The 22374-nt window shown below is 43.2% G+C and carries 27 protein-coding genes, 1 pseudogene and 1 riboswitch; of the genes and pseudogenes, 2 read left to right on the top strand and 26 right to left on the bottom strand.

Going from position 1 to position 22374, the window contains the following annotated elements:
* The 5 genes from spmA to scpA form a co-directional block, all read right to left on the bottom strand.
* Positions 1 to 591, bottom strand: a complete 591-nt coding sequence (spmA, locus tag Q3W56_RS12475) for a spore maturation protein SpmA (RefSeq protein ID WP_014114249.1) — start codon at positions 589 to 591, stop codon at positions 1 to 3.
* On the bottom strand, positions 579 to 1727 hold the full coding sequence (gene dacB, locus Q3W56_RS12480) for a D-alanyl-D-alanine carboxypeptidase DacB (RefSeq protein WP_019714820.1): 1149 nt from the start codon (positions 1725 to 1727) through the stop codon (positions 579 to 581). Before dacB ends, spmA begins: the two co-directional genes overlap by 13 nt.
* 124 nt (positions 1728 to 1851) lie before the next feature.
* Positions 1852 to 2391 carry a YpuI family protein gene (locus Q3W56_RS12485; protein ID WP_302895687.1) on the bottom strand — a complete coding sequence of 180 codons (540 nt, stop codon included), beginning with the start codon at positions 2389 to 2391 and terminating at the stop codon, positions 1852 to 1854.
* A gap of 54 nt (positions 2392 to 2445) precedes the next feature.
* A complete protein-coding gene (gene scpB / locus Q3W56_RS12490; protein WP_019714822.1) occupies positions 2446 to 3039 on the bottom strand; it encodes an SMC-Scp complex subunit ScpB in 594 nt (197 codons plus the stop codon).
* Positions 3029 to 3784 (bottom strand): segregation/condensation protein A, encoded by a 756-nt coding sequence (gene scpA / locus Q3W56_RS12495; protein WP_302895688.1) that lies wholly within the window; start codon positions 3782 to 3784, stop codon positions 3029 to 3031. Before scpA ends, scpB begins: the two co-directional genes overlap by 11 nt.
* A 278-nt stretch (positions 3785 to 4062) precedes the next feature.
* Between scpA and Q3W56_RS12500 the strand changes: the two genes are divergently transcribed.
* On the top strand, positions 4063 to 4587 hold the full coding sequence (locus Q3W56_RS12500; protein ID WP_302895689.1) for a DUF309 domain-containing protein: 525 nt from the start codon (positions 4063 to 4065) through the stop codon (positions 4585 to 4587).
* A gap of 13 nt (positions 4588 to 4600) precedes the next feature.
* Here Q3W56_RS12500 and ribT read toward each other — a convergent pair whose 3' ends face one another.
* From ribT to Q3W56_RS12545, 9 genes are all read right to left on the bottom strand, one after another.
* Entirely contained in the window at positions 4601 to 4975 is a 375-nt protein-coding gene (ribT, locus tag Q3W56_RS12505; protein ID WP_019714825.1) for a GNAT family N-acetyltransferase RibT, read from the bottom strand.
* Between the two features lie 112 nt (positions 4976 to 5087).
* Entirely contained in the window at positions 5088 to 5552 is a 465-nt protein-coding gene (gene ribH / locus Q3W56_RS12510) for a 6,7-dimethyl-8-ribityllumazine synthase (RefSeq protein ID WP_019714826.1), read from the bottom strand.
* Positions 5553 to 5584: 32 nt separating this feature from the next.
* Complete coding sequence (locus tag Q3W56_RS12515; RefSeq protein ID WP_302895690.1) at positions 5585 to 6781, bottom strand: bifunctional 3,4-dihydroxy-2-butanone-4-phosphate synthase/GTP cyclohydrolase II; 1197 nt, start codon at positions 6779 to 6781, stop codon at positions 5585 to 5587.
* Positions 6782 to 6795: 14 nt separating this feature from the next.
* A complete protein-coding gene (ribE, locus tag Q3W56_RS12520; protein WP_302895691.1) occupies positions 6796 to 7443 on the bottom strand; it encodes a riboflavin synthase subunit alpha in 648 nt (215 codons plus the stop codon).
* Positions 7444 to 7453: 10 nt separating this feature from the next.
* Positions 7454 to 8539, bottom strand: coding sequence for a bifunctional diaminohydroxyphosphoribosylaminopyrimidine deaminase/5-amino-6-(5-phosphoribosylamino)uracil reductase RibD (ribD, locus tag Q3W56_RS12525; protein ID WP_302895692.1), 1086 nt, complete (start codon positions 8537 to 8539; stop codon positions 7454 to 7456).
* Positions 8540 to 8668: 129 nt separating this feature from the next.
* Positions 8669 to 8813, bottom strand: a riboswitch (FMN riboswitch).
* Positions 8814 to 8933: 120 nt separating this feature from the next.
* Positions 8934 to 9278, bottom strand: a complete 345-nt coding sequence (locus Q3W56_RS12530; protein WP_019714830.1) for a hypothetical protein — start codon at positions 9276 to 9278, stop codon at positions 8934 to 8936.
* 236 nt (positions 9279 to 9514) lie between these two features.
* Positions 9515 to 10069, bottom strand: coding sequence for a signal peptidase I sipS (gene sipS, locus Q3W56_RS12535; protein ID WP_268400635.1), 555 nt, complete (start codon positions 10067 to 10069; stop codon positions 9515 to 9517).
* 394 nt (positions 10070 to 10463) lie between these two features.
* The gene (locus Q3W56_RS12540; protein WP_268400634.1) at positions 10464 to 10670 is read right to left on the bottom strand and encodes a zinc ribbon domain-containing protein; all 207 of its coding nucleotides are present in this window, start codon (positions 10668 to 10670) and stop codon (positions 10464 to 10466) included.
* Between the two features lie 550 nt (positions 10671 to 11220).
* A complete protein-coding gene (locus tag Q3W56_RS12545) occupies positions 11221 to 11652 on the bottom strand; it encodes a peptidylprolyl isomerase (protein WP_003223931.1) in 432 nt (143 codons plus the stop codon).
* Between the two features lie 256 nt (positions 11653 to 11908).
* Between Q3W56_RS12545 and Q3W56_RS12550 the strand changes: the two genes are divergently transcribed.
* On the top strand, positions 11909 to 12781 hold the full coding sequence (locus Q3W56_RS12550; protein ID WP_302895695.1) for a DUF1002 domain-containing protein: 873 nt from the start codon (positions 11909 to 11911) through the stop codon (positions 12779 to 12781).
* A gap of 52 nt (positions 12782 to 12833) precedes the next feature.
* Here Q3W56_RS12550 and Q3W56_RS12555 read toward each other — a convergent pair.
* The 12 genes and pseudogenes from Q3W56_RS12555 to spoIIAA all read right to left on the bottom strand — a co-directional run bounded on the left by Q3W56_RS12555 (position 12834) and on the right by spoIIAA (position 22289).
* Positions 12834 to 14165: pseudogene (locus Q3W56_RS12555) on the bottom strand (IS3 family transposase).
* Positions 14166 to 14234: 69 nt separating this feature from the next.
* A complete protein-coding gene (lysA, locus tag Q3W56_RS12560) occupies positions 14235 to 15554 on the bottom strand; it encodes a diaminopimelate decarboxylase (protein WP_302895745.1) in 1320 nt (439 codons plus the stop codon).
* A 106-nt stretch (positions 15555 to 15660) separates the two neighbouring features.
* A complete protein-coding gene (gene spoVAF, locus Q3W56_RS12565; protein WP_302895696.1) occupies positions 15661 to 17142 on the bottom strand; it encodes a spore germination protein SpoVAF in 1482 nt (493 codons plus the stop codon).
* On the bottom strand, positions 17087 to 17704 hold the full coding sequence (gene spoVAEA / locus Q3W56_RS12570; protein WP_019714838.1) for a stage V sporulation protein SpoVABEA: 618 nt from the start codon (positions 17702 to 17704) through the stop codon (positions 17087 to 17089). Before spoVAEA ends, spoVAF begins: the two co-directional genes overlap by 56 nt.
* Before the next feature lie 7 nt (positions 17705 to 17711).
* The gene (gene spoVAE / locus Q3W56_RS12575; RefSeq protein WP_019714839.1) at positions 17712 to 18062 is read right to left on the bottom strand and encodes a stage V sporulation protein AE; all 351 of its coding nucleotides are present in this window, start codon (positions 18060 to 18062) and stop codon (positions 17712 to 17714) included.
* Between the two features lies 1 nt (position 18063).
* On the bottom strand, positions 18064 to 19080 hold the full coding sequence (spoVAD, locus tag Q3W56_RS12580) for a stage V sporulation protein AD (RefSeq protein WP_302895697.1): 1017 nt from the start codon (positions 19078 to 19080) through the stop codon (positions 18064 to 18066).
* 12 nt (positions 19081 to 19092) lie between these two features.
* The gene (spoVAC, locus tag Q3W56_RS12585; RefSeq protein ID WP_019714841.1) at positions 19093 to 19545 is read right to left on the bottom strand and encodes a stage V sporulation protein AC; all 453 of its coding nucleotides are present in this window, start codon (positions 19543 to 19545) and stop codon (positions 19093 to 19095) included.
* A gap of 12 nt (positions 19546 to 19557) precedes the next feature.
* Complete coding sequence (gene spoVAB / locus Q3W56_RS12590; RefSeq protein ID WP_019714842.1) at positions 19558 to 19983, bottom strand: stage V sporulation protein SpoVAB; 426 nt, start codon at positions 19981 to 19983, stop codon at positions 19558 to 19560.
* Positions 19973 to 20593 (bottom strand): stage V sporulation protein SpoVAA, encoded by a 621-nt coding sequence (gene spoVAA / locus Q3W56_RS12595; protein ID WP_029317068.1) that lies wholly within the window; start codon positions 20591 to 20593, stop codon positions 19973 to 19975. The genes spoVAB and spoVAA overlap by 11 nt, the downstream gene beginning before the upstream one ends.
* Before the next feature lie 126 nt (positions 20594 to 20719).
* Positions 20720 to 21487 (bottom strand): RNA polymerase sporulation sigma factor SigF, encoded by a 768-nt coding sequence (sigF, locus tag Q3W56_RS12600; RefSeq protein ID WP_019714844.1) that lies wholly within the window; start codon positions 21485 to 21487, stop codon positions 20720 to 20722.
* 11 nt (positions 21488 to 21498) lie between these two features.
* On the bottom strand, positions 21499 to 21939 hold the full coding sequence (spoIIAB, locus tag Q3W56_RS12605; RefSeq protein ID WP_019714845.1) for an anti-sigma F factor: 441 nt from the start codon (positions 21937 to 21939) through the stop codon (positions 21499 to 21501).
* The gene (gene spoIIAA, locus Q3W56_RS12610; protein WP_019714846.1) at positions 21936 to 22289 is read right to left on the bottom strand and encodes an anti-sigma F factor antagonist; all 354 of its coding nucleotides are present in this window, start codon (positions 22287 to 22289) and stop codon (positions 21936 to 21938) included. Before spoIIAA ends, spoIIAB begins: the two co-directional genes overlap by 4 nt.
* Positions 22290 to 22374: the final 85 nt, after the last annotated feature.

Consider the following 22374-nt stretch of genomic DNA (forward strand, 5'->3'; position numbering starts at 1 on the left):
TCACCTTCCCTTCTTTTTGCGGCGGTAATAAAAATACCGGTCAATGATAATGGCGCCGATTCCGGAAATAAGTGTCGCTAAAATACTAGGTCCGACGATATCCGTCGGCGTTTTGGAGGAATAAGCCATTCGAACAGCGATTACGGTTGTCGGAATGAGGGTGATGCAGGACGTATTCACCGCTAAAAAAGTAATCATCGACCGGCTTGCTTCCGTTCGGTTCCCATTTAGCTTTTTCATTTGCTCCATTGCTTTAATGCCAAGCGGAGTTGCTGCATTCCCGAGACCGAAGAAGTTCGCCATGAGATTAGATAAAATGTAGCCCATTGCCGGGTGATCCGGCGGTATATCAGGGAACAGCTTAGATATAAAAGGCCTGCACATCCGGCTGAAAATATCCAAAAGCCCTGACTGCTCGGCTATTTTCATTAAACCGAGCCAGAAAACAAGTACGCTCATCAGTCCGAATGAAATTGTAACGGCTTCCTTTGCACCCTTAAATACGGCTTCATTTACATCTTGCAGAGTTCCGTTGCACATCGCAAAAACAAGTCCGATCACAGTTAAGCTGACCCAAATTATATTGACCATTTTGCCCCGCCAGCCGCATTCAAAAAGATTGATTTAAACGTTTCAAAAAATCGTTTCTTCGGTTTTTGATGTCGTTCATTTTCATAGTAGATCGGCACTTTTGCGATGGTTTCATCGTTGAACATGATCTTCATATGCCCTACGATGTCGGGAATTTTTGAGGCGTCTTTTTCCCATGTTTTCTTCGGCTTAAGGAGCGTGGTTTGAATGTTGACATCTTCTTTTTCCTCTTCGGTTAGCAAATAGGTGATGTCACGTTTGATAAATGCCTTCGATTCATAAAATGTGCCTTTCAGCTTTGGAATGTCCCCTTTTTTCGCAATTAAATAGGTTTGATAATGATCAAATACATAGTTAAACATCTTCATATGATCATCCCAATCGTTAGGGTCATTTATGGTGACAGCTATCAGATCTATGCCGTCCTTTGAAGCCGTTGAGACCAGTGTCCGTTTTGCAAGTTTTGTATAGCCTGTTTTTCCTCCTGTACTGTATCGATAAAGCATAGTCAGCAGTTTATTTTTGTTTTTCCAGACGCTTTCCATCGATTCTGCTTTGTATATTTTCGTGCCGGAAATCTTTTGATAGTCTTTCAGCTTCATAGCGTATTTGGTTAATATGGCCATGTCATAAGCTGTTGAGTAATGATTTTCATGGTCGTCCAATCCATGCGGGTTTTGAAAACGGGTATTCTCCATGCCAAGCTGCTCGGCTTTTTGATTCATCATATAAACAAATCCATCGAGGCTTCCACCGACATGTTCAGCAATTGCGACAGCGGCGTCGTTTCCTGATCTCAGCATGAGGCCATACACAAGATCTTTTAATTTCACTTTTTGACCTTCTGTTAAATAAATGGCAGAGCCTTCTGTTCTGACAGCATTTGACGAAACCGTCACCGTTTCATCCATTTTGCCTGATTCGATGGCGAGAACGGCCGTCATGATTTTTGTGATGCTTGCAATCCGCCTTTTCTGATGCTCATCTTTGGCAAATAACACTCTGCCTGACGCTCCGTCAATAACGATCGCGCTTTTTGCACTGACATCTATAGCAGCATGTGCTGTGTTCACATTTACATTTGCAATCAGAAATAAAATCATGACCATAAATACTGTTTTTTTGAAAATGCGCATGTTTGCTCTCACGTCCTTGTGGTGGTTTGTACAAGTTTATGCGCATGTCCACCAGTTATGAATAACAAATATGGATCTGCAGGCAAACATAAAAAAACTCTCCCTGAAAAAGGGAGAGTAAAAATTATCTGATTGGCGCCATGCTTGATCCGGACGCCTCGTAATGAGCCAGCTCTTCCCTCATCTTCAGAAAGGCTGCGCTCAGCGGCAATAATAATTGCTCAAGGGATGCAGGAACAGCATGGTAAAACTCAATTGCGCTGACCCCGGTATAAGATGCCCGGCTATTTTCACACCACGTGTCTTTTTTCGGCATAAAGAACTCTTCAATGCATTGGTGATATACATTATAAAGTGTTTTTTCCGCCCTGGCTTCCTGAAAAGGCTCCTGCATCAGGAGACGGCGGCACGCTTCTGCGCCTCCTTCACAAAATACTGTCATTCTTCTCAGAGTGCTCAGCACATCACAGCAATACCCTTTCTCAGTAGGCAATTCAGCCTGTAAGGACTCCAGCGTCGTTTGATTTAGGTAATCGTTAACGGTATTGACAACCATTGATAAGAATTCGCCTGTTTTTTGAGTCTGCGCTCGCACAATCGAATGTCCCATTTCGTTTGGTATCTTCCCCTCATGTCTTTGTCTCTCACATTTTGCTTCTTTCATGATAGCTTCTTCCTTATATCTTATGATGATGAAAAAGCGCGATTCATTAAACTTCTATTTTATATCTTCGAAGGTTTGGTTAAAGTTTTCAAAAAATAAATCTGCTTCTTCTTGAGGAACGTCTTCTTCCGCATTTTCAGGCAGCGGCGGAAGCTCGTCCAGCGTTTTCAGACCAAATTGTTCAAGAAAAGTCGGCGTTGTGCCGTATAAAATAGCCCGTCCAGGGCCGTCAGCCCGTCCGACCTCACACAATAGCGCCTTCGCGACAAGGCTGTGTAAAATACGCTCTGATTTCACACCTCTGATTTCTTCAATTTCTGCTCTCGTAATCGGCTGTTTATATGAAACAATAGCCAACACTTCCAAAGATGCTTGAGACAGGCCCTTTGATGGCACTTCAATCAGTTTTTTCAAGTATGGCGCAAAATCTTTTTTGGTAGAGAGCATGTACGTATCTGCATATTCAATAAGTTCAATGCCTCTTGTATCCCCGCGGTATTCGTCCGCTACATCCGCCATGATGGTATTCAGTTCTGGCTCTTCGATTTCAAGCACTGTTAACAGCTGCTTTTTTGTGAGCCCTTCATCGCCAGCCGCATAAAGAAGGGCCTCCACTATAGCTTTCCAATTCACGATATCAAGCCCCATGAATGGATTCACTCCCCACAATGTAAATATCTGAAAAATTACGCTCCTGTTCAATGAGCACCAGCTGATTTTTCATCAGCTCGAGAACAGCTAGAAAAGTCACAACTAAATGGTCTTTTTGCTCATACGGAAACAGGTCCATAAAGTTAATTCTCGTTCCTCTTGATTTCAGGCTGTGCACGATTTCGTTCATTCTGTCTTCAATTGGTATTTCTTGTCTGGTAATTGTTGTTGCCATCGGCCTAGTTATTTTTTGGCGCTTCAGCACTTTTTGAAAAGCCCCGATCATATCATAGACCGTGACAGAGAGCTTTTGCTCAGACTGTTTTACTTCTTTTGCATATTCGCTCAAATCACTCGGCGGTTTTGTGAACGATTTTTGTCTTTCTTCTTCCCGTTCTTTTAAATCCTTCGCCGCATCTTTATATTTTCTATACTCGATCAGCTTTTCAATCAATTCTTCCCGTGGATCTTCTTCTTCAAGTAATTCATCTTCAAAAAGCTCCTCCTCTTGCTTCGGGAGCAGCATTCTGCTTTTAATGCTGAGCAGCGTGGCAGCCATGACCAAATACTCGCTAGCAATATCGAGCTCAAGCACACGCATCGTATGTACATATAATAAATATTGTTCAGTGATCTTCGCCACAGGTATATCATATATGTCAATTTCAAGACGATTGATTAAATGAAGCAGCAGGTCCAATGGGCCCTCAAACGTATCAATTTTTACTTGATATTCTTCCATCATCTCACCATTTTCAAGTATCACTCTCATTGCCGGATAAACTGGCTACCCTTTAGTATAAGCCACCAAAAAGCTCTCGTCCAATACTATTTCATTTCGTGTTTTAAAGCATTTGTACAGAATATTCAAAACAAAAAAAGAGTTCGCTCTGACTATAACAAAGGAGGCGGGAGAAAAAAGTCTTAGCGGCAGTTCCCCTTTCAAAACCGGACTAAGCGTTCTTTTTTCCTTTGCTCCTTCCTGTGTTACACTAAAGGCAGATTAAAGGAGGAAGCATCTTGTATCCAAAAGCTTATATCGATTATCTCGTTGAATTTCACGCGACACGGGATTACTTTGAATGCCATGAAATATTAGAAGAATATTGGAAGGAAGATCCGCCAAATAATCGAAAAGTTTATTGGGTCGGTTTTATACAGCTCGCGGTTGCTTTGTATCATCACAGAAGGCAGAATACAGCCGGGGCAAAAAGACTGATGGCGAACAGCATCCGGATTCTTCGAGCGGAAAAACAAGCGGTCGAAGGCTTGGGGCTTGATCATAGCCGCTTACTCGAACTTATACAGTCGGTTTACGAACAAATCGAAACAGGCGCTTCCTATAAAAGCATTATGCTGCCGATCAAAGATGAGAAGCTGGAGGAAGCATGCCGAACTGAATGCAAGAAAAAAAAGTACACATGGGGGCAGCCCAGCACACTCACCGATACGTTTCTTATCGACAAGCACCGTTTGCGGGATCGGACTGACGTCATCCTTGAACGTGAAAAAGAAATAGAACGGAGAAAAAAAAGCAGAGGCTGATTTCAGCCTCTGCTTAATTATTGTATGAAATGTCTTGATCCTGCTGACCTTGACAACGTTCGAAAAAGCTCTGCGTTAATTCATTTGGAACCAGTACCTGCGTTTTAAATAAATGCTTTAAAGCATCCATCATCTGTTTTCCGATTCCTTGATGGCGATGAGAAGGATTCACACTGATATGCCGGATCTCTACCTTAGAATCCTTTTTTTCAACTCCGATTGCTCCGACAATATCCTCGTCCTCTTTCCAAAGAAAGAGCTGGCGGTCTGTATCCGTTTCGTAGTCCTTAATTGTCTGCTGAAGCTGCTTAAGATCTTTTTCATTCGGCATGAACGAAAGAAGTCCCATCGCAATCTTTTCAAACGATTTTTTATAACGAATTAACATAAAAACCCCTCTATATCCAAAATGTCCAGTCTGCTATTAACGGATACGAATAGGTGATCCGTTTTCTCACATTATATCATTTTCGCCATATTTTTAAACTGTTTTCAGCAAATTATTCAAATGAACGGTTTAAATTTGCCATTTCTATGGCAGAAACAGCACAATCTACACCTTTATTGCCCGCTTTTGTGCCGGCACGCTCGATCGCCTGTTCGATGTTTTCAGTTGTCACAATTCCAAAGATAACAGGTACACCCGTAGTGTTTGCTGCTTGCGCGATGCCCTTTGCAGCTTCATTGCAGACATAATCGTAATGTGTCGTCGCGCCTCTGATGACAGTACCCAGTGTGATAATAGCGTCATATTTTTTTGATTCCGCCATTTTTTTCGCAGCAAACGGTATTTCAAATGCGCCTGGCACCCAAGCCACATCGATATCATTTGTGTCTACGCCGTGTCTGAGCAACGCATCTTCCGCACCGCTCAGCAGCTTGCTTGTAATAAAATCATTAAATCTTCCTACTACGATTCCAATTTTAAGACCTGTACCAACTAAATTTCCTTGTATGATATTCATATGATTCCCATCCTTTTTTGTGATATTTGTGATTAGAAATGAAGTAAATGACCCAGCTTGTTCATTTTGGTTTGTAAATATTTTTTATTGTGCTCTTTTGCCTCCATTTGAAGAGGCACTCTTTCTGAAATGCTGAGGCCATAACCTTCAAGGCCGGCAATTTTTCGCGGGTTATTCGTCAAAAGCTTCATATTCTGCACACCGAGGTCGCGTAACATTTGAGCACCGATGCCATAGTTGCGAAGGTCAGGCAAGAATCCAAGCTCCTCATTGGCTTCTACGGTGTCATAGCCTTGTTCCTGAAGCTTATAAGCTTTTAATTTATTGATTAAACCGATGCCTCGGCCTTCTTGGCGCAAATACAAGAGCACTCCCCGGCCTTCTTCGGCAATTTGCGTCAGCGCGGCGTGCAGCTGCGGGCCGCAGTCACAGCGATGAGATCCAAACACGTCACCTGTGAGACATTCTGAATGCACCCGGACCAACACCGGTTCTTCACCGAACGGCACATCTCCCATCACAAATGCGACATGCTCTTTTCCGTCTACCTCATTTGTATATCCGTAAACCTTGAATGTGCCAAAATCAGTAGGCAGCGTAATGTCGACTTCACGCTCGACAAGTGTTGTTAGATTGTAACGGTATTGAATCAAATCTTTAATGGTGATCATTTTTAATTGATGCTTTTTCGCAATTTCAATGAGCTCAGGCACTCTTGCCATCGTTCCGTCTTCATTCATAATTTCACAAATGACGCCCGCTCCTTGAGATCCGCAGGCTTCGGCAAGATCAACAGCAGCTTCTGTATGACCCGCTCTTTTCAGGACACCTCCTTTTTTCGCAATCAGCGGAAAAATGTGTCCGGGACGCTGAAAATCAGACGGCACAGATTTGCTGTCCAGCAATGCTTGAACGGTAAAGGATCTTTCTTGAGCGCTGATGCCCGTTCTCGTTTTACGGTGGTCAATGCTTACCGTAAATGCAGTATGGTGAGAATCTGTATTATGCTCAACCATAGGGTGAAGATCAAGCTTGTCTGCGATTTCCTCACTGAGCGGCGTGCAGATCAGCCCTCTTCCGTGTGTCGCCATAAAGTTAATCACTTCTGGAGTTGCATGCTCGGCAAGAGCCACGAAGTCTCCTTCATTTTCTCTGTCTTCATCATCTACAACTATGATGACTTCGCCTTTTTTTAAAGCGTCTAGTGCTTCTTCTATCGGATGAAACATGCATATCTTCCTCTCTAAAAGCCGTTTTCACTTAAGAAGGCTTTTGTTATGGATTGTTGGGTCTTATTTTCATTGGCTTTATGCAAAAATCGATACATATATTTTCCGATCATATCGCATTCGATATTCACTTTAGAGCCAATCTTTTTTTCTGAAAAAGTCGTTTCGCTGATCGTATGCGGTATTAAAGAAATTGTCACTGTGTCTTCTGTCAGCCCGAATATGGTTAAGCTCACGCCGTCCACGGTAATTGATCCCTTTAAAACCAGTGTTTTTGTTAAAGACGGGTCCATCTTTACATCATAGTAAACAGCGTTGCTTTTCTCTTCAATTCGTGTGATTTCAGCAGTTCCGTCGACATGGCCTGAGACGAAATGGCCTCCGAAACGGCCGTTTGCCGCCATCGCTCTTTCCAGATTTACTTTGCTCCCTTTTGATAATTCATTTAGTGACGTAGCTTTGACTGTTTCGGGCATAACATCCACTGTGAATTGATTGTTTGTAAAATCAGTGACAGTTAGACAAATGCCGTTCACTGCAATGCTATCTCCCAGATGAACATCCACTAAAATCTTTGAGCATTTGATTGTTAAGGCCATTGAATGCCCTGCTTTTTTCATGGATTCGATTGTGCCTGTTTCTTCAATAATTCCTGTAAACATGGTCACCATCCTACTCGTTTATCGGTTTTGCCGTTAGTTTGATATCACGGCCAATTTGGGTTATATCAGTGAATTGTAATAAGGGGACATCTTTCATAGATTGAAAACCTTCACCGGAGATTAAGCTGGGAGAATGCGTTCCTCCGATTAGTTTAGGGGCAAAATAGAAGATGATTTCTTGAAAACAGCCTTCTTTGACAAAGCTTCCGTGAACAGCTGAACCGCCTTCCACGTACACCGACATAATGCCTTCTTCCGCAAGGATTTTCAAAACATCGGAAACTTGAATGCGCTCAGTTTCAAGTGTAAATATGTTCACACCGAAAGCTGAAAGCCGTTTTTTCTTTTCTTCGTCTGCACGCGCTGTTGTAATAATCCATGTCGGCGCTGCTTGATCGCAAATCACTTGAGTGTCCTCAGGGATCGAGAGTGCGGTATCAAGTATCACCCGAACCGGCTGTTTTGTCACACCCGGCAGCCTGCAAGTTAAACTCGGATTGTCAGCTATTACAGTGCCAACTCCGACTAAAATGCTCTGGTGTGTTTTCCTGTATTGCTGAGCATCCTGTCTTGCAGCCTCTGACGTGATCCATTTGCTGTCGCCCGTGCTGGTAGCTGTCTTTCCGTCAAGGCTCGCGGCAGCTTTTAGTGTGACGTAAGGGAGGCCTGTCCTCATGAAGTGCAGAAATTTTTCATTCAGCTTCTCCGCCTGGTCAGCTAGGATACCTACCTTTACTTCAATACCGGCTTTTTCAATCATGCTGATCCCTCTTCCAGCCACAAGCGGGTTAGGATCTCTCATCGCCACGAACACTCTTTTGATGCCAGAGTTGATAATGAGTTCTGCACATGGCGGTGTTTTTCCATAATGGCTGCACGGTTCGAGTGTAACGTAAATATCTGCACCCTTTGTATGGAATCCGGCCATATGAATGGCATGAACTTCTGCATGTGCTTCGCCATATTTTAAATGGGCGCCCATTCCGACAATTTGTCCGTCTTTAACCACAACAGCGCCGACGAGCGGATTAGATTCGGTCTGCCCTTCGCCCTGCTGCGCAAGATCTAATGCCAGCTTCATATAATACTCTTCCATTTGTTTCCCTCCCCTCTTTTGTTATTTACCGTCAAAAAAGGCCCCGAATTTTAAAAAAACCGGGGCTTTAGGTATTTTACGCAATAGGAAATAACACTATGCATTTTTGATACAATTGCATAGCGGCACATCATCCTTCTCCCATCCAGACTTTCACTGTCGGCTTCAGCTTAAACTGAATCCACCGCACGCTTATGCACACGGGTCACGGGCTCTAAAGCGAATTCGCTTTACTACCGCCGGTCGGGATTTCCACCCTGCCCCGAAGGATACAATCTTTATTCATTTGTCCTTATTGGCTATTATAGCGATCCTTCTTAAAGTACGCAATGAAATAAACTTACAATTTGAGAAAAACAAAACATCCCCCTTCAATCCGAAAGGTGATGTTTTGTTAATCATTTACTTTGGCAACCTTGATTAAACCATCGATCCGCTTTGATTTGCTGAAGTATGCCTTTATCTTGTCGCCTTCTTTTATATCGGACAAATCCTGATTTAATTTTTTTCCGTTGAAGATGATTTTTGTGCCGTTTTCTGCTTCTCCATGATACTCTGAGCCGTCAATTTCCGTCACTTTATATTCCTGGATGGTGTATTCCTCTTCTTCCGAGGACAAGGTTTGTCCAATTGCTGTCGGAACATCCTTCAGTTCAACATCTTTTATGTACATATAACCGCCTGCAAGTAAAAGCAAAAGCACTAACAGAATGGTAATCTTGGTTTTTATTCTTCCCATTTTTAAACCTCCAGCCAATATGAATCTATTCATTCATATGAGTTATTCCTTTTTTTCATGAATAAAAAACCGTAAATTCTCGTAAATTATCAATATAACGATGCATAACGGGAATATGTTTCACATTTCTGCAAAAAATTCTTTTCTATAGTTATACGAATTTATGTTCTGGTTTTGGGGGATGAACGAAAAAAGAAATAAAAAAAGCAGCCTCCTGTTCAGGAAACTGCTAGATCCTAATTTGTTTTGCGCATTTCATTAAACGGGTAGAAAACAAACTTAGACTTGCCCGCAATTTGTTTTTTCGTGAAGAGGCCTAGCCCGTTTCGGCTGTCCATTGAGTTCCGCCGGTTGTCACCCATCACAAAATACTTGTCATCAGGCACTTTAACCGGGCCGAAATCATCGGTCAAATGGTCATAACCGTCCTGCTTCGCCCTCTTTTTATTGGGTGCCAAATAAGGCTCGGCCACCTTTTTCCCGTTAATATAAAGCTGGTCGTTCTTCATTTCAACCCTATCTCCAGGCAGGCCGATAATCCGTTTGACATAGTGGACATCCTCCCCGTTTAATACAACGATGTCTCCTCTATCAAACTCGCCGATGTATTTGACTGTCATATTGACAAAAACCCTTTCACGGTCATGAAGTGTAGGATACATAGAGTCTCCATCAACGACATACGGCGCAAAAATAAAATGGCGGATGAGCAAAGCGAGAACGACAGCAATTACAATTGCTTTTGCCCATTCTAATATTGTTTTTTTCTTTGAAACATTTTCTGATTTCAACTGATTTCCTCCAATAATCAACGATCTTCCATTTATGTTATCACGAATCACAAAGAAATCCCATCAGGATCATTGACATGATTTTACACGCTCTATTAATCTTCATCTTCTACTCAAATCATGCCTATCTTTTTCTTGTCAACCACAACCAGTCCTGCATCAAATGCCGCTCGGGAAATTGGTACACAGGGGAGTCCGAAAAGTATTGCATAATTCAGAAGCGATAGGTTTAGAAGAAAGAGAGTATTCGTATGCTAAATCTTTAGATCATATATCTATCATGAGGTTTACGGGCAGCCTGCTGAAGTTACTGGAATGTTGGCGGCAGCCAATTCCAATGTGCAAATCTGGCATCCCGTTTTCCTCCATCATATTTTTAAAATCATTGAAGCCATTAGCCTCCAAAAAACAAATCCAATATGTTGCCGGCTGTTGAGGATTCTTTGTTATACAACTCTGAATATCCGCAATTCTTACAGTACACCACGAGAAAACGATTATGCTGCACGTCAAACAATTTCGATAATCCCGTGCCGGTTGTGGCGATTTCTTTTTGTCCCGCTTCAGTACTTCCGCATTTTATACAGCCTTTATTGTTCATAACGCCGAGCTCCTTTTCATAACATCACATTTGTTTTGATTATTTTACTACAAAATCCCATTTTCAATGAACCATTTAACTTTAAAGTTTTCTTAATTCTACATATGAAATCGACATAATAAGCTGATTTTTCCAGTTTGAATTTGAACGAATACCCCATGACTGGCTAAAAAATGCAAAGCTTAAAGAATCAAAGATAAATGTTTTTACAAATCAGTTTGCGTGCTTATCGACTCTGACTCTATATATAAAAAAATAGAATAATATGCATGGTGTGATTGATTATTCTATAACAGCACAGTGCAGGGGGCAGTTTTATGATTCAGGCCATTAACTGTGTCTGTGGTTTGGTTCCGGCGGCTTGAATACGGGACATCTTCATCTCATTTTATCATCAAGCGAAAAGACGAGGAAACACCCGCCACAAAGTCTCACTTTAATCTAATACATGCCTGTTTATTAACCGCCTTCAGCACTAGGGGGGTTTTTATGGGTATATTTTTTAAAATAAAAAAGCTTCCCCGATACGAGGAAGCTTTTCGTCTGCCGATTAGCCTTCTACACGAACTTCTTTCATGACGTCGCCGTTAGACATGTTTTTCGCGAATTCTAGTCCGCTTGTTACTTTTCCGAATACAGTGTGAACACCGTTCAAATGAGGCTGCGGCTCATGAACGATGAAAAATTGGCTGCCGCCAGTGTCTTTTCCGGCGTGTGCCATAGAAAGTGCGCCCGCTTCATGTGTATGCGGATTTCCTTCTGTTTCACATTTGATTGTGTATCCCGGACCGCCTGTGCCAGTTCCGTGAGGGCAGCCGCCTTGGCTCACGAAGCCTGGAATCACTCGGTGGAATGTAAGCCCGTCATAAAAGCCCTCGTTCGCAAGCTTTTCAAAGTTTGCGACAGTACCCGGTGCAGCTTCAGGATATAGTTCAAATTCAATTTTGTTACCATCTTCTAATAAAAAGTAACCTGTTTTCAATTGTATGCCTACTTTCTTTATTTTAATTTTCAAAGGAGATTATGTATGATAGGTTATAGCCTGTCTCTCCTTGTCGCGGCTATTATACCACACCTTTCTGGGGAAAACGAATCTCCCGGCTTTACAAAAAATAAAAATGAAACCTGGATCTCTTTTATTCCGTCTAACCTAACGGAACTGTATTTTCATCATGATTCAGGTCCTCGCAAAGCAGCTCTATTCAGCTGCTTGTGAAATTGAAGGAGGTCAAACTGCTTTGAAAAAAATATGGATTGGAATGCTGGCAGCGGCCGTTTTGCTGCTGATGGTTCCGAAGGTCAGTCTCGCGGATGCCGCAGTTGGAGATGTCATTGTAACACTTGGTGCTGATTTGTCAGAATCAGACAAACAAAAAGTGCTTGATGAAATGAATGTCCCTGATAATGCCACAACGGTAACTGTGACCAATAAGGAAGAACATGAATATTTAGGTAAATATATATCAAGCGCTCAAATCGGATCAAGAGCGATTTCTTCATCATCGATAACCATTGCCAAAAAAGGCTCTGGTCTGAATGTTGAAACACATAATATCAGCGGCATTACAGATGAAATGTATTTAAATGCCCTGATGACAGCCGGTGTGAAAGATGCGCAGGTGTATGTTACAGCACCGTTTGAAGTATCCGGGACTGCGGCTTTAACTGGATTGATTAAGGCGTATGAAGTTTCCTCTGATGAAGCGATTTCGGAGGATGTTAAGCAAGTAGCCAACCAAGAGCTTGTTACGACATCAGAGTTTGGAGACAAAATCGGTAACGAAAATGCGGCTGCGCTCATTGCAAAAATCAAAGAAGAGTTTGCTAAAAATGGTGTGCCTGACAATAAAGCTGACATTGAGAAACAAGTGGATAATGCAGCTTCTGATTTAAATGTTACACTTACAGACAGCCAAAAGGATCAGCTTGTCTCCCTATTCAATAAAATGAAAAATGTTGACATCAACTGGGGACAGGTCGGTGACCAGCTTGATAAAGCGAAAGATAAGATTACGAAATTCATAGAATCAGATGAGGGCAAAAACTTCATCCAGAAAGTCATTGATTTCTTCGTATCTATCTGGAATGCGATTGTTTCTATATTCAAATAATAAAAAGCGCCGAGAAATGAAGTGACCCCCTAAAGTTAGACACGGGTTTTCATTAGGCAGTTCTTGAGGCATGAGTTCGGTATTGTACCGGACTCATGCCTTTTAGTTTTGCCTTTATTCGTTTTTGATTGTAGTAGTCAATATATCGTTCAAGTTCTTGCTTTAAGTGTTCGATACTTTCAAATTCTTTTAGGTACAGAAATTCAGACTTTAGGATGCCGAAGAAATTCTCGATCACTGCGTTATCGTAACAGTTGCCTTTTCGGGACATGCTTTGTGTAATCCCGCGTTCTTTTAAGGCTTGCCTATAATGCTTCATTTGGTAATGCCAGCCTTGGTCGGAATGCATAATGGGCTTGTCCCCATCTTTCAAATGCTTGAATGCCTGATCAAGCATCACCGAAACAAGAGAATAAACAGGCCTTAAACCAATCGTATAGGTAATGATCTCACCATTAAACAGATCTAATACGGGCGATACGTACAGCTTCTGCCCAAATAATTTGAACTCCGTCATGTCCGTGACCCATTTTTCATTTGGCTTTTCAGCTTTAAAGTTGCGCGCTAGAATGTTAGGCGCCACTTTGCCGATTGTTCCTTTATATGAACGATATTTCTTCTTTCGAATCATACATTTTAGTCCGAGGGCTTTCATGATGCGCTGCACCTTCTTGTGATTGACCTAGTTCATCACGAATACGGCGGTATCCATACCGGCCTTGATGTTCTTTAAAAATAAGTTGAACCATCTTTTTTATGTCGGCATCTCGATCAGGGCGATCAAAATGCTTTACGCAGTAATAGTAGGTGCTGCGTGGGATACCTGCGAGCCTGAGAAGTGCTTTCACCGGATACTTATGCCTTAAATCATAGACTACTTGCGCTTTGTCTTGTTTGGTGATTGTTCCTTGTTTTGAACTAAGGCATTCAACTTTTTTAAATACTCATTCTCCATACGCAACCGTTCGTTTTCCGCCTGTAATGCTTCTATTGATCCTATAGCTGGTGCTTGCTTTCCTGTTTTCTTTTTCATGGACGGACGCCCCTTTTTCTTTGTTTTGAGGGCGTCTGCTCCTTGTGTTTGTACTACGTGCTGCCAGTTCCAAAGCGTTGAGTCAGAAGGCAAATTAAATATCGCAGCTGTTTCTAAGATAGACGTCCCATGTTCATTCATATAGTCAAGTACGTCTAGTTTATATTGGACTGGATAATTTGTATATGACTTTAAGAACGCTTTTTCACCGTGATATTGATATTTTCTCACCCAATATTGGAGTACCCTTTTATGCACTCCAATATGATTTGCGATCCCAAGCAAACTCTCGTTGCCGTTTATATAGCGTAAGACCGCGTTGATTTTTTCTTCGTTTTTAAATTTAGCCAAAAGAAAAAGCACCTCCAAATTTTAGACTGTGTCTAAAATTTGGGGTGCACTTCAGAAATCGGCGCCTTTTTATTGCTTTACACTCGTTTTAAAGGGCAGGTCAAGTTTCACAATATCCTCGTATGTTTCTCGCTTCACGACTAAGTGATCCTCTCCATTTTCTACAAATACAACGGCAGGTCTCGGAATTCGATTGTAATTGTTGGCCATGCTGTACCCGTAAGCGCCTGTACAAAAGACGGCAAGAAGATCGCCTTCTTTTACTTCCGGCAGGTCAATATCCCAAATCAGCATATCGCCGCTTTCACAGCACTTTCCGGCAATTGAAACCGTTTTGTCATGCGCTTCTCCGATACGGTTGGCTGTCGCAGCTTCATACTTAGCCTGATAAAGGGCAGGACGAATATTGTCGTTCATGCCTCCGTCTACAGCCACATACTGGCGGACGCCCGGCACTTCTTTTTGAGAGCCAACCGTATAAAGGGTTGTACCCGCGTCTCCCACAAGAGAACGTCCCGGTTCGATCCAAATTTCCGGAATGTTAAAACCGTAACGGGCTGCATTTTCCTTCACAGCTTCGATAATTTTTTCAACGTATTCTGTTGCATGAAGCGGTTCATCGTCTTCCGTATAACGGATGCCAAAACCTCCTCCAAGATTCAACACCTTGGATACAAACGAATATGATTCTCTCCACTCGTCCAGTTTTTTGAATATTTTTTCTGCGGCTAACACAAACCCGGCCGTATCAAAAATTTGCGAACCGATATGGCAATGGACACCGAGTAGCTGAATATGTTGTGAGTGTAATACTTGCTCAATCGCCCGTTCAGTTTGTCCGTTATGAAGGTCGAAACCGAACTTTGAATCTTCTTGACCAGTTGTAATGTAGTCATGCGTATGCGCTTCTACTCCGGGCGTAATCCGAAGAAGAACATCAATTGAGTGTCCCGTTTCTTCACATAGGTCTTCCAAAAGCGAAATCTCATAGAAATTATCCACCACAATGCAGCCGATGCGATGCTCAAGTGCCATCCGCAGTTCTTCTCTGCCCTTGTTATTCCCATGAAAGTGAATGCGTTCTGCCGGAAAGCCTGCAGCAACAGCTGTATAAAGCTCTCCCCCGGACACGACATCTAAAGAAAGTCCCTCTTCCTCAGCGAGCTGAATCATTGCAACTGATGAGAACGCCTTGCTCGCATATGCCACCTGTGCTTTCAGCCCTGCAGTAATAAATGCCTGCTTAAAGCTTTTAGCACGCTCACGTATTAAAGCCACATCATATACGTAAAGAGGTGTGCCATATTTTTCAGCTAAATAAAGAGCGTCCACACCTCCGATTTCTAAATGCCCATGTTGATTTTGTCTGCTTGTGCCATGTAAGAACAATGTCATTCCCTCTTTCTCCGCTTATGGGTGAAAAGGACAGTTTTATGGACTGTCCCTACATAATTAAGACATACATTATCATACTCTTCAGGCAGTTTCAATGCGATTATGAATTGGTAGGCTGTCTTAAGCGATTTCTTGGGTGAACGATACTTGGTCTTACTTTTGCGCCAGGTTTTGCTGTACGGATCAGCACCTGCCACAGCGCCTTGCCGTTAAAGGGAATCAGCGGCCACAAGTACGGTGTCTGGAGAGATTTGATGCTGGCCATGGCAATAATTAACACTGTAAATCCGATAACGAGCCCTTTTACATGAAATAAAGCAACGAGTATCATGAGAGTGAGACGGCCCATTTTGTTTGCCAAACTTAATTCATAACTAGGTGTGGCAAAGGTTCCAATCGCTGCAAGTGAAACGTAAAGAATAACCTCTGGAGAAAACAGGCCAACCTCAATGGCAATTTGTCCGATCAGCACAGCGGCAATGATACCCATCGCCGTGGATAAAGCTGTCGGGGTATGAATGGCAGCCATTCTGAGAAACTCGATCCCTAAATCAGCTAAGAATATTTGCAGAATGATCGGGATATGTGTATTCTTATTCAAGCCAATAAAATCCATATTCTCAGGAAGCAGGTCCGGCTGCAGGACAAAGAGAAACCAGATCGGAAGAAATATAGTGGATGCAATGATACCGAAGAATCTTACCCATCTTAAAAAGGTGCCGACTGCAGGCGCCTGCCTGTATTCTTCAGCATGCTGAACATGGTGGAACAAGGTTGTCGGGGTGATAATCACACTCGGTGATGTATCAACCATAATAATGACATGGCCTTCAAGTACATGATTAGCCGCTACATCCGGCCTTTCTGTATAGCGGACGAGCGGATACGGATTGTAGCTTTGTTTAATGATAAATTCTTCTACTGTTTTGTCTGCCATTGTTAACCCGTCCACATCGATGGCAGCAATTTCTTTTTCCACGATGTCAACTAGATCTGGATCTGCAATATCTTCAATATAACAGATACTAAGATCCGTTTTTGATCGCTCGCCGACCTTTGTCATCTTGATGCGAAGACGTTCGTCCCTGATCCGCCTTCTGAGAAGAGCCGTATTGACGACGATATTTTCAACAAATCCGTCTCTGGCTCCCCTTACCACCTTCTCTGTATCAGGTTCCTCCGGATTTCTGCCCGGATAGCTTCTGACATCAATAATAAATGCGAAGCCTGCGCCTTCAACAATGACTGCAACTAATCCGGACAGCACTTGGTCAGTTGTTTCATCCAGCGTTTTTACTTTTTCAACCTGGGCATTAAGAAGCCTGTTTTCGACAATATCTACCAGTTGATCTGCATCTTCATCCCGATTGTTAATGAAAACAAGTTCTCTCATTAAATGAATAATATAAGCGGTGTCGGATAATCCATTCAGATAGTAAAGCTGTATTTCCTTATCTAAGATATTAAGCTTGCGAACCCCTACATCATAGCTGGTTCCCATTCCGACCCGATTTTTAAAATACGCTTCATTTTTGGCTGGATCTCGATAAACCCGAATTTTCTCTTCCTTGTGATCCGGCATGATACCCGCTCCTTTCTAAAATAAACTCGACCGCTTTCATGGTGATTGGCGACCCTATTGAGATATCGTCTTTTCTGCCCATTTTGCCGATATCCCCGATACCGACAATAAGCGGGAGATCAAGTTTATCAAGACAATAGACTGTATCTCCGCTCATTCTGTGTTCATCAAATTCCCTCTCTCCGACTTTATCCACGCCGTATTCAGTTATTTCTCCATTGCGGTCAATGCTTACGTCAACCCTGGTCCATTCAGCCTGATGGGTTTTTGACGCGACCGCAATCACTCCGAGCACTTCAATTGACGGATGGGTGGCAACATAGATCAGAGCGGATTCTCCCGGACCCTCTCCTTGAAGGCCGGAGTCGTCAAACATGACAAAAACAGGATCATACGGTGCAGAGGTGATCAGCTTGACAAGCTCCGCGCCGCTTCGGGTGGAAGGGTTGCCTTTTGATTGTGAAATACATCGCCCTCCCACTTGGCTTGCAGCGTATTCAATTGTTTTAGAGGCATACACATCTCCGTCTGTTACCAGTATGACCTTGCGTTTTATCGTCATGTCAGCATTATCCTTTCGGTTTGAAAATAACAGCTACTAGAAAGGCGAAGAGAATGGCGGCTGAGATACCGGCAGAAGTCAGCTCAAATATCCCCATTCCAATTCCGATAAATCCGTGTAAATGCGCCTGGTGCATGGCACCGTGCAGAAGACTGTGGCCGAAGCTGACAATCGGAACGGTGGCCCCGCCTCCGGCAAATTCAATAAATTTATCGTAAATGCCGAAACCATCTAAGATCGCGCCGATCACAACAAATGATGTCATGACGTGGGCTGGCGTCAATTTGAAAATATCCAAGAGCAGCTGGCCGACTATACAAATGGCACCGCCGCATACAAAAGCCAAAAGGTAGTCCATGTTAAGATGCACCTCCTGCACGCTCAAATACAACCCCATGGGCGATGGTTGGGATGGATTCTTTTTGCTGAATCATCGTCGGGCTTAACAGCGCCCCGGTCGCCACGACAAATACACGGTTTAATTTTCCTTCTCTCAGCTGCTTAAAAATGTGAGAGTAGGTGACAACCGCTGAACAAGCGCAGCCGCTTCCTCCGGCAAAGACCTGCTGATCCGGAGTGTAAATCAGAAGCCCGCAATCATCATGCTTTGTGCCGACCGGATAGCCATCTTCTTTTAAGATGTCTTTTACGATGGGAGACCCGACGCCTGATAGGTCACCTGTCAGGATGAGATCATAGTCATCTGCAGTTCTGTTGAGATCTTTAAAGTGCTGCTTAATCGTATCAGCTGCAGCCGGAGCCATGGCCGATCCCATATCAAACGGATCTGTAATTCCTAAGTCAGAAACCTTTCCGACAGTTGCGCTTGTGATTTGGATATCACTCGGTGTCTGACTGATGACAACTGCTCCGCTTCCGGTGACAGTAGAGGTGGCAGTGTCCGGTTTTTGGCCTCCGTATTCCGTCGGATAACGAAACTGTCTTTCTGCTGTGGCATTATGACTGCTTGTGGCAGCGAGCGCCCTCTTGGCAAACCCGCCGTCAACTAAGGCAGACGCGACAGCCACAGTTTCCATTGATGTTGAACAGGCGCCAAACATACAAAGAAACGGAATGTTCAAGTGTCTTGCCACATAGTTGGCCGTCACGTTTTGGTTCAGCAAGTCGCCTGCCAGCAATAGATCAATATCACCTATTGTGAGGTTATTTTTTTGAAGCGCTGAACGAATAGCATCTTCCATCAGCTGGCGTTCAGCCATTTCCCAGCTTTTTTGATTACAGTGCATCTTATCATAGGTTTTATCAAATAAAGAGCCGAGCGGCCCGTCTTTTTCCTTTGGTCCGGTTGCTGTTCCCGCCGAGTTGACAAATAAAGGATGTTCAAATACCCAGGTTTGCTTTCCTGTTAATTTCATTTTCTTCTCCTCCTATGACATCAGTTTCTCAAAAGCAAACCGAATCATTCCGACGATGTAAGCAGCCACAACTCCGAAAACAATGACATTTCCCGCAAGTTTAAACATGTTTGTCGCTACTCCAAGAACTAACCCTTCACTTTTATATTCAAGAGCCGCGCTTGCCATACTGTTGGCAAAACCTGTAACCGGCACGGCTGAACCCGCGCCTGCAAACTGTCCGATTCTGTCATAGATGCCGAACCCGGTCAGCAGTGCTGAAATTAATATCAGTGTTGCCGCTGTTGGATTACCTGCTGTTTTTTCATTAAAATTAAAAAAATGGATATAAAAATTCTGCAGACCTTGCCCGATCGCACAGATCAGGCCGCCTACCAAAAAGGCTTTTACACAGTTCCAGACGTAAGGCGGCTTAGGCTGATAGGTTTTCACTTTTGATTTGTAGTTTTCTTTTATGTTTGTCATCTTGAAACCTCCTTATGAATGATCAATAAAATACAGCCAGTGAAATAAAGATCCTGCGATTTTCCCCATCACGATGGCCATTAAGAGAATAATGATTTTACTTCTGAGTCCGATTCGTTTTGCTAGAATCGGCAAGACATTTAAAACCTCTGTAAGTGCAGCTGCAAGCATCCCGACAAACACACCAGCCAGCAGCCCGACCGGCACAGCAAGCCATTTTGTTAAAAAAAGATGGTTCATATGAAGCGTCTCCCATCCCCCGCATACCGCGCCAAGAATAACAGCTGCTTCATAGGCCTGAACAAATCTCATCGTTTTGGTGAGCTGCATCAGCCGCGGAATAATTCCCATTACGGTTAAAAAAGCAACGAAGCCAGCCCCTACCGTGATGCCTCCGCCGAGCCCGACAAAAATAATGAACAATACACTAACGATCATGCAAGTCCTTTATTGTTTCTCGATTCTCATGCATGGCCACATATTGGTCGAGATCAAGCTGGTAGTTAAACATCTCAACCTCCAGCGGGCTGGGCTCTTCATTAAGGCGCTTCTTAAATATGTGGTTAAAAAACACGATCATCCCCAGTCCCAAACCGATGCTGTATGGGATTTGAAGCAAGTATGGATAGTCATTTCTCTCTCCGGTTATGATTTCATATAGTGCGATATGAACATCTCTCATGCTTACATCTTCATGAAAGTTCATGATGGCAAGACACGATCCGATAAACAGTAGCAGCCAGACACCGATAAACAGTACCGTTGATAATTGCCGTTTCCGATACTGAATTTCAACAATGGTTTCTGCTCCGCCTACCGTCTGAACATCGAGTGTCGGATCTTGTAAATGAATGGCTTTGAGGACTTGTATGATATCCAGAATTACAATATTTTTATCTTTTTCGCTCACCTGATAAAGCGGCATTGCCGACAGTTTCTTTTTCAGCTGAAGCTGTCCTTCAATTTGCGCGGCATCTCCAACCGTGATGATATCTCCCGGATGGGCCAGCACCCTGTGGCGAAGTCGGATAAATATACGTCGTTCCATCATTGATCACCATCTTTCGGTGGTTATATATGTAGTATGTGGTTCGATTTTGTTCTCATTCATCCGCTCGAAAAGACCATAAATTACCACGCTTTTGCACACAAAAAAGCTAGCCTGCATGGCAGACTAGCTTTCCGTATGATCCATTTGAACCTTAATCTGTTTTAATATTTTCTTTTCAAGCCTGGAAACCTGAACTTGAGAAATCCCAAGCCGCTCAGCCACCTCGGACTGCGTCTGGTCTTTATAATATCTGAGATAGACGATTAGTTTTTCCCTTTCCTCCAAATCGCTGATCGCTTCTTTCAGGGCAATCTTTTCAAACCATTTTTCTTCTGAGTTGTCAGCGATTTGATCAAGCAGGGTTATTGGATCTCCGTCATTCTCATAAACGGTTTCGTGAATCGAAGACGGCGCCCTTACCGCCTCTTGGGCGAGTACGACATCTTCTGCTTCAATTTCCAAATGGTCGGCGATCTCTTGCACCGTCGGCACTCTGCCTAGTGTTTTTGAAAGCTCATCCTTCGCGCGCCGGATTTTGTTTCCGAGCTCTTTTAAAGACCTAGACACCTTCACGGTTCCATCATCACGAATAAAGCGCTGGATTTCACCGATAATCATTGGCACTGCATACGTTGAAAAACGCACATCATAGGTTAAATCAAATTTGTCCACAGATTTCAACAGCCCGATGCAGCCGATCTGAAAGAGATCGTCAGGCTCGTATCCTCTGTTTAAAAACCGCTGTACCACAGACCAAACAAGACGCATGTTTTTTTCTATGAGGAGGTCTCTTGCCTGCTGGTCGCCATTTTGGCTTTGTTTGATTAATTCCTTTACTTCATGATCCTTCAGCTGAGCGTTTTTGCCGTTTTTCTTAACCTCCACATCCATAACAAATCTCCTTAATTACAAAGCGCTTTGCTTTTTGATAAGTGCTTTGTTAAGCGAATCGTTGTGCCCATCTCAGGTGATGAATCAATACTGACATCATCCATGAAATTTTCCATAATAGTAAAGCCCATTCCAGAGCGCTCAAGCTCAGGTTTAGTCGTGAATAAAGGCTGGCGGGCCTCTTCAAGATCTGTAATGCCCCTGCCTTCATCACGAATGGTCATATATACGACATGATCTTCCAGCGTCACTGAAATGTAGACTTTTCCGTCACAGTCCTCTTCATATCCATGGATAATAGCATTCGTTACGGCCTCTGACACGACTGTTTTGATCTCGGTCAGTTCATCCATTGTCGGGTCAAGCTGGGCAATAAACGAAGCAACTGTGACACGGGCGAACGATTCATTCTGGCTGAGGGCAGAAAATTCAAGATGCATTTCGTTTTTCATGATGCCACCCCCAGCGTTAGCAGCGCCTGCTGCTCAGATTGTTCAAAACGGATAATTTTAAACAGACCCGACATATCAAACAGCCGCTTTACCGCAGGAGAGATAGCGCAAACGACCATTTCCCCGCCAATTTGCTTAATTTGCTTGTATCGTCCTAAAATGACGCCAAGCCCCGAGCTGTCCATAAAGGAAAGGTCCTCTAGGTTCAGCACGATATGGCGAATATCATCCTTCTCCAATGATTGAGTTACTTTTTGTTTCAGGGCTTCAGCCGTATGGTGATCGAGTTCGCCTGTTAATCGAATACAAAGCACAGATTCTTTGACATGCATGTCAATTCCAAGGCTCATGCTCATTCCTCCTTGATATGATCGGATAATGAGTGTTTCGATTTCGACGGAATAAATTCCTTCACCGTGACAAAACTAGTGGCCA

Origin of the sequence: Bacillus sp. C28GYM-DRY-1, assembly GCF_030519405.1 — a bacterium.
GTDB lineage: Bacteria > Bacillota > Bacilli > Bacillales > Bacillaceae > Bacillus > Bacillus spizizenii_A.